General features: G+C 64.0%; 15 protein-coding genes. 9 read left to right on the top strand and 6 right to left on the bottom strand.

Translation table 11 applies throughout. The features are described 5' to 3' along the window. The first annotated feature begins 100 nt into the window (after positions 1 to 100). From FFS21_RS16330 to FFS21_RS16315, 4 genes are all read left to right on the top strand, one after another. A complete protein-coding gene (locus FFS21_RS16330; protein WP_137925830.1) occupies positions 101 to 883 on the top strand; it encodes an oxygen-binding di-iron domain-containing protein in 783 nt (260 codons plus the stop codon). 103 nt (positions 884 to 986) lie between these two features. After that, positions 987 to 1,649, top strand: coding sequence for a glutathione peroxidase (locus FFS21_RS16325; RefSeq protein ID WP_502705180.1), 663 nt, complete (start codon positions 987 to 989; stop codon positions 1,647 to 1,649). 48 nt (positions 1,650 to 1,697) lie between these two features. Next, entirely contained in the window at positions 1,698 to 2,546 is an 849-nt protein-coding gene (locus FFS21_RS16320; protein ID WP_137925829.1) for a fumarylacetoacetate hydrolase family protein, read from the top strand. Between the two features lie 251 nt (positions 2,547 to 2,797). Beyond that, entirely contained in the window at positions 2,798 to 4,045 is a 1,248-nt protein-coding gene (locus tag FFS21_RS16315; RefSeq protein ID WP_137925828.1) for a M20 aminoacylase family protein, read from the top strand. A 22-nt stretch (positions 4,046 to 4,067) separates the two neighbouring features. Here FFS21_RS16315 and FFS21_RS16310 read toward each other — a convergent pair whose 3' ends face one another. After that, on the bottom strand, positions 4,068 to 4,967 hold the full coding sequence (locus FFS21_RS16310; RefSeq protein ID WP_137925827.1) for an AraC family transcriptional regulator: 900 nt from the start codon (positions 4,965 to 4,967) through the stop codon (positions 4,068 to 4,070). A gap of 127 nt (positions 4,968 to 5,094) precedes the next feature. Here FFS21_RS16310 and FFS21_RS16305 point away from each other — a divergent pair, with 127 nt between their 5' ends. From FFS21_RS16305 to FFS21_RS16295, 3 genes are all read left to right on the top strand, one after another. Then, positions 5,095 to 6,324 (top strand): MFS transporter, encoded by a 1,230-nt coding sequence (locus FFS21_RS16305; RefSeq protein WP_137925826.1) that lies wholly within the window; start codon positions 5,095 to 5,097, stop codon positions 6,322 to 6,324. Between the two features lie 72 nt (positions 6,325 to 6,396). Continuing rightward, complete coding sequence (locus tag FFS21_RS16300; protein WP_137925825.1) at positions 6,397 to 6,681, top strand: hypothetical protein; 285 nt, start codon at positions 6,397 to 6,399, stop codon at positions 6,679 to 6,681. 71 nt (positions 6,682 to 6,752) lie between these two features. Next, positions 6,753 to 7,736 carry a Bug family tripartite tricarboxylate transporter substrate binding protein gene (locus FFS21_RS16295; RefSeq protein WP_137925824.1) on the top strand — a complete coding sequence of 328 codons (984 nt, stop codon included), beginning with the start codon at positions 6,753 to 6,755 and terminating at the stop codon, positions 7,734 to 7,736. A gap of 30 nt (positions 7,737 to 7,766) precedes the next feature. On the opposite strand, the gene FFS21_RS16290 is transcribed toward FFS21_RS16295, so the two are convergent. Beyond that, positions 7,767 to 8,489, bottom strand: a complete 723-nt coding sequence (locus FFS21_RS16290; RefSeq protein ID WP_137925823.1) for a response regulator transcription factor — start codon at positions 8,487 to 8,489, stop codon at positions 7,767 to 7,769. Positions 8,490 to 8,689: 200 nt separating this feature from the next. Between FFS21_RS16290 and FFS21_RS16285 the strand changes: the two genes are divergently transcribed. After that, positions 8,690 to 9,454, top strand: a complete 765-nt coding sequence (locus tag FFS21_RS16285) for a response regulator transcription factor (RefSeq protein WP_137925822.1) — start codon at positions 8,690 to 8,692, stop codon at positions 9,452 to 9,454. A 69-nt stretch (positions 9,455 to 9,523) separates the two neighbouring features. Here FFS21_RS16285 and FFS21_RS16280 read toward each other — a convergent pair whose 3' ends face one another. The 4 genes from FFS21_RS16280 to minC form a co-directional block, all read right to left on the bottom strand. Then, on the bottom strand, positions 9,524 to 10,612 hold the full coding sequence (locus FFS21_RS16280) for a porin (RefSeq protein ID WP_137925821.1): 1,089 nt from the start codon (positions 10,610 to 10,612) through the stop codon (positions 9,524 to 9,526). Between the two features lie 432 nt (positions 10,613 to 11,044). Next, positions 11,045 to 11,299 carry a cell division topological specificity factor MinE gene (gene minE / locus FFS21_RS16275; protein WP_061959726.1) on the bottom strand — a complete coding sequence of 85 codons (255 nt, stop codon included), beginning with the start codon at positions 11,297 to 11,299 and terminating at the stop codon, positions 11,045 to 11,047. A 15-nt stretch (positions 11,300 to 11,314) separates the two neighbouring features. Beyond that, positions 11,315 to 12,127, bottom strand: a complete 813-nt coding sequence (minD, locus tag FFS21_RS16270) for a septum site-determining protein MinD (protein WP_137925820.1) — start codon at positions 12,125 to 12,127, stop codon at positions 11,315 to 11,317. Between the two features lie 48 nt (positions 12,128 to 12,175). Then, positions 12,176 to 13,018 carry a septum site-determining protein MinC gene (minC, locus tag FFS21_RS16265; protein ID WP_137925819.1) on the bottom strand — a complete coding sequence of 281 codons (843 nt, stop codon included), beginning with the start codon at positions 13,016 to 13,018 and terminating at the stop codon, positions 12,176 to 12,178. Between the two features lie 186 nt (positions 13,019 to 13,204). On the opposite strand from minC, the gene FFS21_RS16260 reads away from it, so the two are divergent. Further along, positions 13,205 to 14,176 carry a magnesium and cobalt transport protein CorA gene (locus tag FFS21_RS16260; RefSeq protein WP_137925867.1) on the top strand — a complete coding sequence of 324 codons (972 nt, stop codon included), beginning with the start codon at positions 13,205 to 13,207 and terminating at the stop codon, positions 14,174 to 14,176. Positions 14,177 to 14,237: the final 61 nt, after the last annotated feature.

Here is a 14,237-nt window from a genome sequence, read left to right as displayed (position 1 = left end):
TCGCGCCTCGTTTGATCGCCGTCAAGAGGGAAACGCTCACGCCTCATTACTTTCGCCCATTGGCCTATCACGGCAAACCGATAACGGCGGGAGTGGGATCATGAGCAATGTGTTGTACGAAGCGGACGGCCACGTGTGCCTGGCATTCACGGATCTGGTGGACGAGGGTGAGGGCGAGGCCGTCCAGAGCAATCAGTTCCTGGTGGTCAATAACGGTCATGCCGCGTTGATCGACCCGGGCGGGCAGATGACCTATAACGAGCTCTTCCTGACCATCGCCCGGTACTTCCCGCCCAAGCGGCTCGACTACGTGCTGGCATCGCATGCGGACCCGGACATCGTGGCGTCGGTGGGGCGCTGGCTGACGGCGTCCGACAGCCGCGTGCTGATCTCGCAGATCTGGGCGCGCTTTCTTCCGCATTTCTGCCAGCAGGGCAAGACGGCGGGCCGTATCCAGGCGATTCCGGACGCCGGCATGGTGCTGCCGATCGGCGACAGCCATCTGGTCTGCGTACCCGCGCACTTCCTGCATTCCGAAGGCAATTTCCAGTTCTACGATCCGCGCAGCAAGATCCTGTTCTCGGGCGACCTCGGGGCTTCCATGACATCCGGGGAAGAAGCCGCCATGGTGGTGACCGATTTCGACGCTCATGCCCCGAAGATGCTGGGGTTCCACCGCCGCTACATGAGCGGCAACCGCGCCTGCCGGCTGTGGGCCGCGATGGCGCGGACCATGGATATCGAATGGATCGTGCCCCAGCACGGCCCATCGTTCCGAGGCCGCGAGATGGTCAATCGCTTCATTGACTGGGTAGACCAGTTGCAGTGCGGGCTGGACCTGCTCCAACCCGGCCACTATCAGGTGCCGCCGATGCCAACCTGAGCCGACGACGGTCCATGTGGCGTCTTTGCCGCTCCGCGCCATGACGCCTTTTTGCCGAGCGCGTAGACTTGCCTCCATTCCCCTTCGATGGAGCCTGAAAACGATGCCTCGCCACCTGTCCCGTCCGCGAACCTCGGCCCAAGCCGTAAACATCAAGCGGCTCCAGCGCCTGGCGCTGATGGGCGCGTTGGGGGCGGCCGCCATCGCCAGCCTGCTGCCCAGCCCGGCTCGCGCCGCCGGCAAGGGCGTGGAAAAGATCACCGTCTCGGCCACGCAGGGCGGCAGCTGTCCGGCTACGCTGGATTTCCGGTTTCCGCGCCTGCAGGACGAATCGCCGCAGAACCTTTGCCAGTACGCCGGCAAGGTCGTATTGGTGGTGAACACGGCGAGCTACTGCGGATTCACGCCGCAGTACGAGGGCCTGGAGCAGTTGTACGCCAAGTACCGCGACCGTGGCCTGGTGGTGCTGGGCTTTCCGTCGAACGATTTCTCGCAGGAGCCGGGCTCCTCGAAGGAAATCTCGGACTTCTGCTACAACACCTACGGCGTCAAGTTCCCGATGCTGGGCAAGTCCCACGTACGCGGCAACGAAGCCAATCCGATGTACGCGCTGCTGGCCAAGGAGTCTGGCACGGCGCCGAAGTGGAATTTCTACAAGTACCTGATCGATCGCAAGGGCAACGTGGTGGGCAGCTTCAACAGCATGGTCAAGCCCGACGACAAGCAGTTCGTGGCCAAGATCGAGGAACTGCTCGGCGCACGCTGATTCGGTTGATCTCCCTATTTCCCCCGCAATAAACGAGAGAGCAGAACGATGAAACTGGTCCGCGTAGGAAATCCCGGTGCCGAGCGCCCTGGCCTGATCGACCGAGACGGCCGCGTGCGCGACCTGTCGGGCATGGTGGAGGGTATCGGTCCGGATCAGCTGGCGCCGGCCGCGCTGGCCAGGCTGGCGGCGCTCGATCCGGCCACGCTGCCCGTGCTGGAAGGCCAGCGCCACGGCGTGCCCTGGACCGGCGTCGGCAAGATCATCGCCATCGGCCTGAACTATGCCGACCACGCCGCCGAGGCCGGCATGCCGTTGCCTGCCGAGCCCATCGTGTTCCTGAAGGCCACGACCTCGCTGAACGCGCCGGACGATGCGGTGATGCTGCCGTTTGAATCGGTGAAGACGGATTGGGAAGTGGAGCTTGGCGTGGTCATCGGCACCACGGCGCGCAATGTCTCGAAGGCGCAGGCGCTGGAGCATGTGGCCGGCTACTGCGTGGTCAACGATGTCTCGGAACGCGAGTTCCAGTTGGAGCGCGGCGGCACCTGGGACAAGGGCAAGGGCTGCGACACGTTCTGCCCGACTGGCCCGTGGCTGGTCACGCGCGATGAAGTGCCCGATCCGCAGAAGCTGGGCATGTGGCTGGACGTCAACGGCGAGCGCATGCAGAAAGGCAGCACCGCGACCATGGTCTTCGACGTGGCGACGGTGGTCAGCTATGTGAGCCGTTTCATGACGCTGGAGCCCGGCGACCTGATCGCCACCGGCACGCCGCCTGGGGTGGGCATGGGCTTCAAGCCGCCGCGTTATCTGAAGGCCGGCGATGTGATGACGCTCGGCATCGAAGGACTCGGCGAGCAGCGGCAGGCAGTGGTGGCTTACGCGCAGCGCTGATTGACGAGTGATCCATTGCGCGGACTGCGCGAGATATCGTCATATGAAAAATAACGGGGAAAATCGGCGTGCTGAGGGTTCCCCGCTGAAACATCGTCTTTCAAAGCGTCGCGTTTGCAAACAAAGCGTCCGTTAAGGGCAACAGTTTTGGGGCCATTTGGGGCGCTTTCGCACGAAATCGGCAATCGGGGTTTTACCCTTCGGGGTCGCGTGAAATACTGTTTCTACATGTCAGCCAAAAAGAGCAAGCCATGTCTGAACACGCCCCCGAAATCGAGTCGATATTAAAGACCGTCTCGATCCGCATCGCCAAGGACGCACCCACGCGTTCGTTCTGCTCCCTGCACGACACGCTCGATTCGCGCGATGAGTTGCAGGACATCCGTCGCAGCATTCACCAGCATCCCGAACTCGCGTTCAACGAAGTCCGCACTGCAGAGCTTGTGGCCAGCAAGCTCGAAGGGTGGGGCTACGACGTGACGCGCGGCGTGGGGGGCACCGGTGTGGTCGCCACGCTGCGCTCGGGCAGCGGCAGGCGCAGCGTCGGCATTCGCGCCGATATGGATGCGCTGCCCATCCACGAGCGCTCCGGGCTGCCGTACGCCAGCGTGCACGAAGGCAAGATGCACGCGTGCGGCCATGATGGCCACACGACCATCCTGCTTGGCGCGGCGCGACAGTTGGCGCGTACTCGCCACTTCAACGGCACGGTCCACCTGATCTTCCAGCCCGCCGAGGAAATTGGCGCGGGTGGCGGCGCGGAGCGCATGCTGGCCGATGGCCTGTTCGAGCGTTTTCCGTGTGACGCCATCTTCGGGCTGCATAACCATCCAGGTGTCGAAGCCGGTACCTTCATGTTCCGCGCGGGGCCATTCATGGCGGCGTGCGACACGGTCAATGTCACGATTCGCGGGAAGGGCGGCCACGCGGCGCGTCCGCATCAATCGATCGATCCGATCCTGGTGGCAGGCAGCCTGGTGATGGCGCTGCAATCCATCGTCGCGCGTAATGTCGATCCGAATGAAACCGCCGTGGTGACCATCGGCACGCTGCATGCGGGCCATGCCCCGAACGTCATCCCCGATAGCGCGCGCATGGAAATCAGCGTGCGATCGTTCAGCGCCGAGGTGCGCGCGTCGATGGAGTCGCGGATTCGCCAATTGGTGACCGCGCATGCCGAGGGGTACGGCGCCACGGCCGATATCGACTACGTGCGCGGTTATCCGGTGCTGGTCAACAGCGAAGCCGAGACCGCATTCGCGCAGCAGGTGGCCGAAGAACTGGTGGGCCCTGAGCGCGTCATCGGCAATTTCCATCGCATCGCGGGTAGCGAAGACTTTGCGTACTTCCTGCAGCAGCGTCCCGGCTGCTTCGTGCGGATGGGCAATGGCGCAAACCAGCCGCTGCTGCACAACGCGGGCTACGACTTCAACGACGAGAACCTGACAGTAGGCGCGGCCTACTGGACGCGGCTCGTGGAGCGCTACCTGTCGGAGTAATCGGGATCGGGCAGGTAGTTGTCTACTTGAAGAACGCGCTGGGCGGCACGCCGAATTGCCGCCGGAACATCGTCGCAAAGGCGCTGGGGCTTTCGTAGCCCATGTCGAGCGCCACATCCACCACCTTGTCTCCTGCGGCCAGCCGCTGCAGCGCGGCCAGCAGACGGGCTTGCTGCCGCCACTGGCCGAACGTCATGCCGGTCTCGCGGGCAAAGCGCCGCTGGATGGTTTTCGGGTCCACGCCGATCCGCGTGCCCCAGTCCGCCAGTGTCAGGTCCGTGTCGGGGTTGGCCAGAATCTCGTCGCAGATTTCGCGCAGGCTGCCGTCGCCGGGGCGGGGCAGATGCAGCGGCAGGGTGGGCACGAGCTTGACCTCATCGAGCAGCAGCCGCATCAGCCGGCCGTCGCGCGAATCGGATTCGTATTCCGGGGGGACGTCGATGGCCGCGAGAATCAGCTCACGCAATAGCGGGGAGATACCAAGCACCGTGCAGCGCGCCGGCAGGTCAGGCGCGGCATCGGGGCGGATATAGGCCGTACGCATCTGCACGCGGCCCACCATGCGGATCCAGTGCACCGTGCCGCCGGGCATCCACATGCCGCGTGTGGGCGGCACGATCCACTGACCTTCTGCCGTGGACACCACCATCACGCCGTGCATCGCGTGGATCAGTTGCGCGTGCGGATGCTGGTGCGGACGGGTGATGTGGCCTGGCACATAGTCGGCGGCCATGGCCGTGACCGGCATCTCGCTGCGGTCGTACTTGAGGTAGGCGGGTTTGGCCGAATAGGTGTCGGCGCGATCTTCGGCAAGGGGATCGCGCGGGGCATCGGCAGGAAGCGGCAGGCTGCCCGGTGTGCCGTGGTCGATCCATGGCACCGGGGGCTGGACGCGCGGCGATGCGCGACGATCACGTGGCATGTTGCGTGCGGTTCCTGACTGTCCGTTTTGCGAAAGTTGCGGCCCCATTCTCGCAGGACAGGCGCTTGTTTGCCAATTAGCATCACACTTTCCAGAAGAGACAACTGGCCAATGCGCCCCCTGCACCATGAGCACAACCGTCAACCAGGCCCCCCAGGCGCCTAGCGCCGCCGCTGCCCAGCGCGAGGAAGGCACGCGTTTTCGCGTGCTGTACGCGATCAGTTTCGCGCACTTCCTCAACGACATGATTCAGTCGCTGATCCTTGCCATCTATCCGATGCTCAAGGGCGGCTTCAACCTGAGCTTCACGCAGATCGGCCTGCTGACACTGACTTACCAGATCACCGCGTCGCTGCTGCAACCCATCGTCGGCCTGTACACGGACAAGCATCCGAAACCGCATTCGCTGGCGATTGGCATGGGCTTCACGCTGGGCGGTCTGCTGCTGCTGTCCGTGGCGCCGACCTACGGCGTGCTCTTGGTGGCGGCAGCGCTGGTGGGTACGGGATCGTCGATCTTCCATCCGGAGTCGTCGCGCGTGGCGCGCATGGCGTCGGGCGGCCAGCATGGGCTGGCGCAGTCGATTTTCCAGGTGGGCGGCAATGGCGGCAGCGCCATGGGGCCGCTGCTGGCTGCGTGGATCGTGCATACGCAGGGCAGCGTGGCGTGGTTCTCGCTGGCCGCGATCCTGGCTATCGCCGTGCTGTGGCAGATTGGCGGCTGGTACGGACGCCATCTGGCCGAGCGTGCCGCAAAGAAGAAGGCGGCGGCGCCGGTGGCCAAGCTGCCGACATCCACCGTGGTGCGCGCCATCGCCGTGCTGCTGATGCTGATTTTCTCGAAGTACTTCTACATGGCGAGCCTGAACACGTACTACACGTTCTATCTCATGGAGAAGTTCGGGCTGCCGCGCCAGACCTCGCAGATCTACCTGTTCCTGTTCCTGTTCGCCGTGGCGCTGGGCACTATCCTGGGTGGCCCGATCGGTGACCGCATTGGCCGCAAGCGCGTGATCTGGGCGTCGATCCTGGGCGTGGCGCCGTTCACGCTGATGCTGCCGCACGCCAACCTGTTCTGGACGGCGGTGCTGACGGTGATCATCGGCTTCATCCTGGCGTCTGCGTTCTCGGCCATCCTGGTGTTCGCGCAGGAACTGATCCCTGGCAAGGTCGGCATGGTGTCGGGCCTGTTCTTCGGGTTTGCGTTCGGCATGGGCGGCATCGGCGCCGCAGTGCTGGGCGGCCTGGCCGATGCGCATGGCATCCAGACCGTCTACGCGCTGTGCGCCTACCTGCCGCTGCTGGGACTGCTGGCCGTCTTCCTGCCGGATCTGCGCGAGCGCGCCCGCGCGGCCTGACGGGCCCCGGCCGGGACGGGATGGGGAGCACGCCTGTCAGGGCGTCGACCTCCGTCCCGGTTTTGCGGCATCATGGCGGGCATGAAGTCCGCCGTGCCCCCGCTCCCCACGCCCGCCATGTCCTCCCGTCCCGCATGCACCCACTGCCTTGCCCTGGCCGATGACTCGCGCCGGCGCGAGCCGCATCCCTGCCTGGCCCTGCGCAATACCGCCCCGCTGGTGAGCCAGAGCGCCGCTGGCGTGCCCTTCAGCATGATGTCGTTCATCTGCCGCGAGTGCGGCACCTCCTGGCGTCTCTACGATCGCGCCAACGAATTGTTCGTGTCGTGGGTGCCCGAGCATCCGCTGGTGCGATAGTCCGGCCTCGGGTGCAATAGCCGATCGGCTAGAATGGCGCCCGTCCTATACCTCTCCACGCCCCACCGCCCATGGCCGCGCTCCGATTCCTGCCGCTGGTTGCCACTGCAATTTCCGCCACCTTCACCGTCTGCGCGCCCGCCGTGGCCGCCGACAACTACCCGAGCAAGCCGATCCGCATGATCGTGGCCTATCCGACTGGCGGCATCAGCGACGCCGTGGCGCGTGCGCTGGGCGAGAAACTCTCGCTGCAGATGGGCACGTCGGTGGTGGTGGAAAACAAGGCTGGCGCTGGCGGCTCGATCGGCATCGATGCCGTCGCCAAGGCCGCGCCTGACGGCTACACGCTGGGCTTTGCCTCGACCAGCCCGCTGACGCTCAATCCGCACGTGGGCCGCGTCAACTACGATCCGCAGCACGATGTGGCCCCCGTGATGAGCGTGATGTACTCGCCGGTGCTGGTCGTTGCCACGCCGAGCTTCACGGGCAAGACGTTCCAGGATGTCATTGCCCAATCCAAGGCCAAGCCGGGTTCGGTGCGCTGGGCGACTTCGGGCCTCGGCACCGTGGGTCACGTGATGCTGGAGCAGATCAAGGCGAAGTCGAAAGCCGACATCACGCTGATTCCTTACAAGGGTGCCGGCCAGCAGATGAACGACGCGCTCGGCGGACAGTTCGAGGTCATGAGCACGAACGCCAGCCCGATGCTGACGCAGCATATGCAGGCCGGCCGCCTGCGTGCCGTCGCCGTGGGCGCGCCCAAGCGGCTGGAAGCACTGCCGAACGTGCCGACCTTCGACGAACTGGGCTATCCGAAGGCCAACCTCACCTCGACCTTCGGCATCTTCGCACCGGGAAAGACGCCGGCCGCCATCGTCAACCGGCTCAATGCCGAACTGAACAAGGCACTGGCCGAGCCCGAGGTGCGCGAGCGTCTGCTGCGCGGCGGCGAAGTGCCCACGGGCGGCACGGCGGCGCAATTCTCCGCGGCCATCCGCACCGAATCCGCCGAGAACGCGCGCATCGTCAAGGAAGCGGGCATCAAGGCCGACTGAGACCGGATCTTTCCGGCGCGAACTCAGCCCTCAGACGTAGTCCAGCCGGCTGCCCATCCGGTAGACGTTGCGCAGCATCACGCCGTTGAACGGCCACAGGCCGAGCTTGGTCCGCACGCGGGACAAGTGGCTGTCGATGGTGCGCGCCTGCTCGTCCATGCCGGGGTTGTGCCAGACCGCTTCGGCCATCATCTGCCGCGAGACAATCGCGCCGAGGTGGCGGAACAGCAGTAATGCCAGCGCATATTCCTTGGGCGATACGGTGACGCGCACATCCCTCACCCAGACCTCGCGCTGACCTACCCGAAACCGGAACTTGCCGCAGACCAGCGGATCGGGAACGTCGGTAAAGGCATCGCGGAACACCGGCGCCGCGCCCAGGCCGGCCACCGCGGCGCGCCGACCCAGCGCCTCGATGCGAGCGAGCAGCTCGGCATGCCGCGCGGGCTGCGGCACATAGGCATCGGCGCCGGCTATGAGGCAGCGCGCCACCACATGCTCCGCATCGCTCTCGCCCAGCATCATCACCGGCACGCCGTGGCCCAGCGTGCGGCGAATCCAGTCCAGCAGCTTGTCGGCGTCGGTGCCCACCACGTCGCGGTCCAGCAGCAGCATGTCGTAGGGCTCGCGATGCATCGCCTCGACCATGCTCTGTCCGCAGCGAAAGCGCGCCACGCTGTGCCCGCCCGGATGCAGGGCGCGCTCCAGCACCATGGCCCGCGCCGGATTATCTTCGAGCGCTGCAATCTTCAAGATCGGTTTCCTCGCTTGGGTTGGTCCTGCCGGAGAGGCTAGGTAATGCGGGCCATGGTAGGGCCGGCCACCTTGCGGAAGAAAGTAAACATTTGTGCCCGACGCAAAAATGAGCATCGTCTTATATGGTTTAGGGGCGGGATTGCATCTAATGGACGTCATGCCCACTCATGGTGCCCGGAGGCGGGGCACGACCACGCATGACAACCTCAGGTTTCGGTTTCAGGATTGCTTCCTTCGAAGGCGATCGCGCGGATGCCGCGCGCATTCGCGATGTCTGCGCCAGCGCGGGATACGAATGCACCACGTTCGCCGAAGGGCGTCGCATGCTGCTGGCCTTGCGCAAGGTCGAGTTCGACCTGCTGCTGCTGGAGTGGGAGGTGGCGGACCTCGACGGCATGGAGGTACTGCGCTGGGCCAGGCGGCATCTCGATCCGCGCCTGCCCATCCTGTTCCTGGCCAGGCATGGCGAGGAAGACGACATGGCGGCGGCGCTGGCGGCTGGCGCCGACGACTACATGGTCAAGCCGATCCGGCGCACGGAGCTTGTTGCGCGCATGGCCGCGCTGTTGCGTCGCGCGTATCCCGATGCCCGCGTGAACGAGGAGGCGCCGCTCACATGCGGGGCCTATACCTTCGATGTCATGGCTCGCCAGGTCTCGCGCCATGGTGCGCTGGTGACACTGACGCCCAAGGAGTTCGAACTGGCGCTACTGATGTTCCGTAACCTGGACCGCGTCGTGCCGCGCGAACACATGGTGCTGGCGATCTGGGGCCGCGATATCCCGCCGATGTCGCGCACGATCGACACGCATATCTCGCGCGTACGCAACAAGCTGGAATTATGGGAATGCCACGGCGTGCGGGTACAACCCATTTATACGTACGGCTACCGGCTGGAGCGCGTCGACGCACATGGCCAGCCGATGGCATCGGACGGAAGAGCGCGGCGCAAGACGGGATAGGGGAGGCGCAGGAATAAAAAAAGGCACCCGAAGGTGCCTTTCCCAAAATCAGCTGATCTGAAATGCCGATCAGAAAATGTGGCGGATGCCAGCGGCAACGCCGGTCTGGTTGTTCTTGCCCGGCAGTTCGGTCTGCACGCCGCCGGTGACCTTGTTGAAGTCCACCGTGCCATAGACCTGGGTACGCTTCGACAGCGAGTACTCGGCCAGCAGGACGCCGGTGTAACGGTTGCCGCCATTGTCGGCCACGCCGTTCTTGTTCTTGATGTGGTCGCCGTAGAACACGCCGGTCAGTGCCAGGGCCGGGGTGGCCTGGTACGTCAGGCCGATGTAGCCGATGGTGTCCTTGCGCGGGTTGGCCTGGGCGTTCTGCGTGCCGCCGCCGGTGTACGCACGTGCGTTCAGCCAGTCGGTCGTGTCCAGCGAGCCGGTGCGGTCCTTGCCGCCAATGTAGCCAGCGAACAGCTTGGCCGCGCCGAAGCCGACCTTACCTGCTGCGCCCCACATTTGCTGCTTGTTGCCAGCCTGGTCACGCACTTCCTGGTACACGCCACCGAAGCCGAACGGACCGGTTTCGTAGGAAGCGCGCGCGCCCCAGTACGAATTGGTCGTGGCCGTGCCCTTCGTGAAGCTGCCCGGTGCTTCGCCAAAGCCGTAGCTGGCGCCAACGCTCAGACCCTGGAAGGAGCCCGAGTAGCTGATGACGTTGTCGTTACGGAACTTGGTCAGGAAGAACGGCCATGCGTTGGCGGTGTAGTTGCCGATCGTCAGCGGATCGTAGTCACCGAAGAAGTTAAACCCTTCCGTGTACTGGCGGCCCAGCTTGATGGCGCCAAAGTCGCCCGACAGACCGACGTAAGCCTGACGGCCGAACAGACGGTTGCTCTGGTTGGCGCGGCCGGTATCCGGATCGAAGCCGTTTTCCAGTTGGAAGATGGCCTTCAGGTTGTTGCCGAGGGCTTCGCTGCCCTTCAGGCCCCAGCGGCTGTTGGTCACGGCGCCGTTGGTCAGTTGAACCTGGCTGTGATTGGCAGCATCCGAGTTCGTGGTGTAGCGGACGCTCTGGTCGACAATACCGTACAGCGTGACGGACGATTGTGCGAAGGCGCTGCCGGCAAACAGCGAACCCAGTGCGAGGGCCAATAGCGATTTCTTCATGGTGCTCCTTTTCTGTCTTGTGGTTGGACTACACCGGATCACGGCGCGCCCATTTGAATGACGTTTGCTCTTAACGCCGCGAAAATTTATCAAAACACGGCTGATTCCGACATAAATCCGAACTCAAGCTTGATCTACAGGAGACATTTGGTGCAAATCCGTTGGTTTGCCGCTACAAATTGTCATAAACCTCTGGAGTTGGTGCACGGCAGCACGCGCCACGCTGGTGCAGCGCGGTTGGAAAGCGGCGAGGGAATAGCGATTGCACAAAGTCATGCAGCCGTCTCACGGGACGGCTGCGTGCGGTGCAATATCCCCCGCGAGAGAGGGGAGGGTTATCCCTTAAATCCCGTTAAATGGCCCGTGATAATGGGCCGGGATTTTAAGGGCTCAGCGATTCAGCGATTCAGCGGTTCAGGGTAACCGCTTGAATCAGGCCTGGGGAATCTCGATCTTTACTTCGAGCACTTCCAGGTTGTCCTGGCGTTCGAGACTGACGCGCAGGTCCTGATCGCTGATCTTCACGTATTTGGAGATCACGGCCACCAGCTCGCGCTGGAGTGCCGGCAGGTAGTCGGCCGGCGCGGAATGGCCGGTGCGTTCATGGGCGAGAATGATCTGCAGCCGCTCCTTGGCAACCGAAGCGGACTTCTTCTTTTCCCCTAACAGGAAGGACAGGATCGACATGTGGATGAGTCCTCCTTACTTGTTGCCGAAGATGCGCGAGAGCAGCCCCGGTTTTTGATAGTCAGTGAAACGCAGCGGCTTGTCCTTGCCCAGGAAGCGGTCCACCACGTCGCCGTAGGCGTCCGCCACGTCGGTGCCTTCCAGATGGATGGCCGGCGTGCCCTGGTTCGATGCGTGCAGCACGGCTTCCGATTCCGGAACCACGCCGATCAGCTTGATACGCAGGATTTCCTGGATATCGGTCAGCGACAGCATCTCGCCGCCGTGCACGCGCTTCGGGTTGTAACGCGTGATCAGCAGGTGTTCGCGGATCGGTTCGCCTTCGCTGGCGCGCTTGGTCTTGGACGCCAGGATACCCAGGATACGGTCCGAATCGCGCACGGACGACACCTCGGGATTCGTCACGATCAGCGCTTCGTCGGCAAAATACATGGCCATCAGCGCGCCGGTCTCGATACCGGCCGGCGAATCGCAGACGATATATTCGAAATCCATTGCCTTCAGGTCGTTGATGACCTTTTCCACGCCCTCGCGCGACAGCGCTTCCTTGTCGCGCGTCTGCGAGGCCGGCAGGATAAACAGGTTCTCGCACTTCTTGTCCTTGATCAGCGCCTGGTGCAGGTTGGCTTCTCCCTGCACGACGTTGATCAGGTCATAAACCACGCGGCGCTCGCAACCCATGATGAGGTCGAGGTTGCGCAGGCCCACATCGAAATCGATCACGGCAGTCTTGTGGCCGCGCAGGGCCAGGCCGGCGGCGAAGCTTGCGCTGGTGGTGGTCTTGCCAACGCCCCCCTTGCCGGAGGTCACTACGATGATTTTTGCCATGGCTCTATGGTCCGGTTTGAGTGGAATTCGTTCCCCGATACGCGCTGCTTATTTCATCCGCAGCGGTTCGAGGATCAGTTTTTCGTTTGCCAGGCGAACCTGGGCCGATTTACCGAGCACGTCGGCCGGGAGCGCCTGCTCCGCGGTCCGGTAAATGCCGGCGATGGAAATCAGTTCGGGTTCCAGGCACGTGCAGAAGATGCGCGCATCCGGATTGCCCTTGACCCCCGCCAGCGCACGGCCGCGCAACGGGGCGTAAATATGGATGTTGCCTTCCGCGATTACCTCGGCGCCGTAGCTGACCAGGTCCAGGATCACCACATCGCCCTGTGAATAGACCTGCTGGCCCGAGCGCAGCGGCTTGTCGATCATCAGGGTGGGAATGTTGCGCGGGCCGGCTGCAGCGGTGGCCGCTGCCATGATCTCGGCAATGGCCGCCTGGGTGCCATTTGCGGTGTCTGCAGAGACGCCGGCGTCAGCATCCGGCGCGTTGCCAAGGGTTTGCCCTGAGTGATCCGCAGCGTGGGATGCGGCTTCCACGTCGGCCTTCGCCGCCTCGTCGCGGCCACCGCGCCGGCTCTGGCTGTCCAGCAGCGGCAGGCCGAAACCACCGGCCCAGTCACGCTGGGCGGCGCGTGCCACCACGCCGATGGCGCGAGCGTTGAGGGTGGAAAGGGTCTCGATCACGCGGTCCAGCGCCACGGCGTCATCGCCTTCCAGGCGGCGCAAATCCAGCGCCACGACGTCATCGGAGAAGAAATCGGGGGTCGATTCGAAGCGGGAGAGGAGGTCGTCCCGCAGCGCGTCCGTATCGGCGCTATGCAGTGCGAGAAGGAGGGCGTCGACATTGCCACTGCGCAGCTCGAAGCGTGGCGATTTCTTCTGAGACATAGTCGGTGGACCGTGGAAATGGGTCATTCTAACGTCGGAATTCCGGCGAACTGTAACAAATCTTGGTGTATCGACCCGTGAATGCTCAGGGGTGGACGATGCGGACCATATGGCGGCGCGACGTGGTACGCGCTGCACCGCGCGCGTGGAATTGCTAGCATGTCGCACCCTCACAGCGGAGTGCATATGGGCGCCATCGTCAACTGCGCAGCCTATCGGAACGGCAAGAAGGTCGGCCCGGTGGAGTTCGATGCCATCGAAACCGTGCTCGCGGAGCCGGGGACCTTCGTTTGGCTCGGCCTGCACGAACCCGACCTGACCCTGTTGCGGCGCGTGCAGCAGGCGTTCGGCCTGCACGACCTGGCCGTGGAGGATGCGCTGGACGCCCACCAGCGGCCCAAGCTGGAGAGCTATGGAGATTCCGTGTTCGTGGTGCTCAATACGGCGCAGCTCGCGGGCGAGGAAGTGGTGGTGGGCGAGACGCACCTGTTCGTCGGCCCCAACTACGTGGTCTCGGTGCGGCACGGCGCCAGTTCCACCTATGCTCCGGTGCGGGAGCGCTGCGAGCAGGATCCGCACGGCCTGGCCAACGGTCCGGGCTATGTGCTGTACGCGCTGATGGACTTCGTGGTCGATCACTACCTGCCCATCGTCACCAAGCTCGAAGACACGTTCGAGGCGCTGGAACAGGGCATCTTCCGCGACGAATTCGACCGCGCCGCCATCGCGCGCCTCTATCACGTCAAGCACCAGGTACTGCGGCTGCGCAACGCGGTGTATCCGGTGGAGGATATCTGCGGGCAACTGATCCGCCTGCACGAGGCCCTGGTGCCGAAGGAACTGCGTGCCTACTTCCGCGATATCGAGGACCACTGCAGCCGCATCGTCCGCTCGCTCGACGTGGTCCGCGAAATGCTGACCACCGCCGTGCAGGTCAACCTGGCGCTGGTGACCGTGACCCAGAACGAGGTGGTCAAGCGCCTGGCCGGGTGGGGCGCCATCCTGGCCGTGCCGACCGTGGTGTTCTCTCTATACGGGATGAACTTCACGTTCATGCCGGAGTTGAAATGGCATTACGCGTATCCGGTGGTGATCGGGGTCACGGCGACGGCGTGTGGATTCCTCTGGAGCAAGTTGCATCGGGCGGGTTGGTTGTAGGGCCAAGGCATAGGCAAACCAGCGCGGAAGTCGGAAAACCCCATTTTTATATCTCGTTTAC

Source organism: Cupriavidus sp. 2SB (assembly GCF_005503625.1).
In the GTDB taxonomy this organism is placed as follows: Bacteria; Pseudomonadota; Gammaproteobacteria; order Burkholderiales; family Burkholderiaceae; genus Cupriavidus.
This window is presented reverse-complemented; position numbering and strand designations above follow the sequence as displayed.

What these genes read in the sequence shown, in the direction of transcription:
- FFS21_RS16320 (WP_137925829.1), top strand. Translation starts at nt 1,698, where the DNA reads ATGAAACTGGTCCGCGTAGGAAATCCCGGTGCCGAGCGCCCTGGCCTG.
- FFS21_RS16280 (WP_137925821.1), bottom strand. Translation starts at nt 10,612, where the DNA reads ATGAAGAAATCGCTATTGGCCCTCGCACTGGGTTCGCTGTTTGCCGGC.
- minD (WP_137925820.1), bottom strand. Translation starts at nt 12,127, where the DNA reads ATGGCAAAAATCATCGTAGTGACCTCCGGCAAGGGGGGCGTTGGCAAG.
- FFS21_RS16310 (WP_137925827.1), bottom strand. Translation starts at nt 4,967, where the DNA reads ATGCCACGTGATCGTCGCGCATCGCCGCGCGTCCAGCCCCCGGTGCCA.
- FFS21_RS16325 (WP_502705180.1), top strand. Translation starts at nt 987, where the DNA reads ATGCCTCGCCACCTGTCCCGTCCGCGAACCTCGGCCCAAGCCGTAAAC.
- FFS21_RS16330 (WP_137925830.1), top strand. Translation starts at nt 101, where the DNA reads ATGAGCAATGTGTTGTACGAAGCGGACGGCCACGTGTGCCTGGCATTC.
- FFS21_RS16285 (WP_137925822.1), top strand. Translation starts at nt 8,690, where the DNA reads ATGACAACCTCAGGTTTCGGTTTCAGGATTGCTTCCTTCGAAGGCGAT.
- FFS21_RS16305 (WP_137925826.1), top strand. Translation starts at nt 5,095, where the DNA reads ATGAGCACAACCGTCAACCAGGCCCCCCAGGCGCCTAGCGCCGCCGCT.
- minC (WP_137925819.1), bottom strand. Translation starts at nt 13,018, where the DNA reads ATGTCTCAGAAGAAATCGCCACGCTTCGAGCTGCGCAGTGGCAATGTC.
- minE (WP_061959726.1), bottom strand. Translation starts at nt 11,299, where the DNA reads ATGTCGATCCTGTCCTTCCTGTTAGGGGAAAAGAAGAAGTCCGCTTCG.
- FFS21_RS16295 (WP_137925824.1), top strand. Translation starts at nt 6,753, where the DNA reads ATGGCCGCGCTCCGATTCCTGCCGCTGGTTGCCACTGCAATTTCCGCC.
- FFS21_RS16315 (WP_137925828.1), top strand. Translation starts at nt 2,798, where the DNA reads ATGTCTGAACACGCCCCCGAAATCGAGTCGATATTAAAGACCGTCTCG.
- FFS21_RS16300 (WP_137925825.1), top strand. Translation starts at nt 6,397, where the DNA reads ATGGCGGGCATGAAGTCCGCCGTGCCCCCGCTCCCCACGCCCGCCATG.
- FFS21_RS16260 (WP_137925867.1), top strand. Translation starts at nt 13,205, where the DNA reads ATGGGCGCCATCGTCAACTGCGCAGCCTATCGGAACGGCAAGAAGGTC.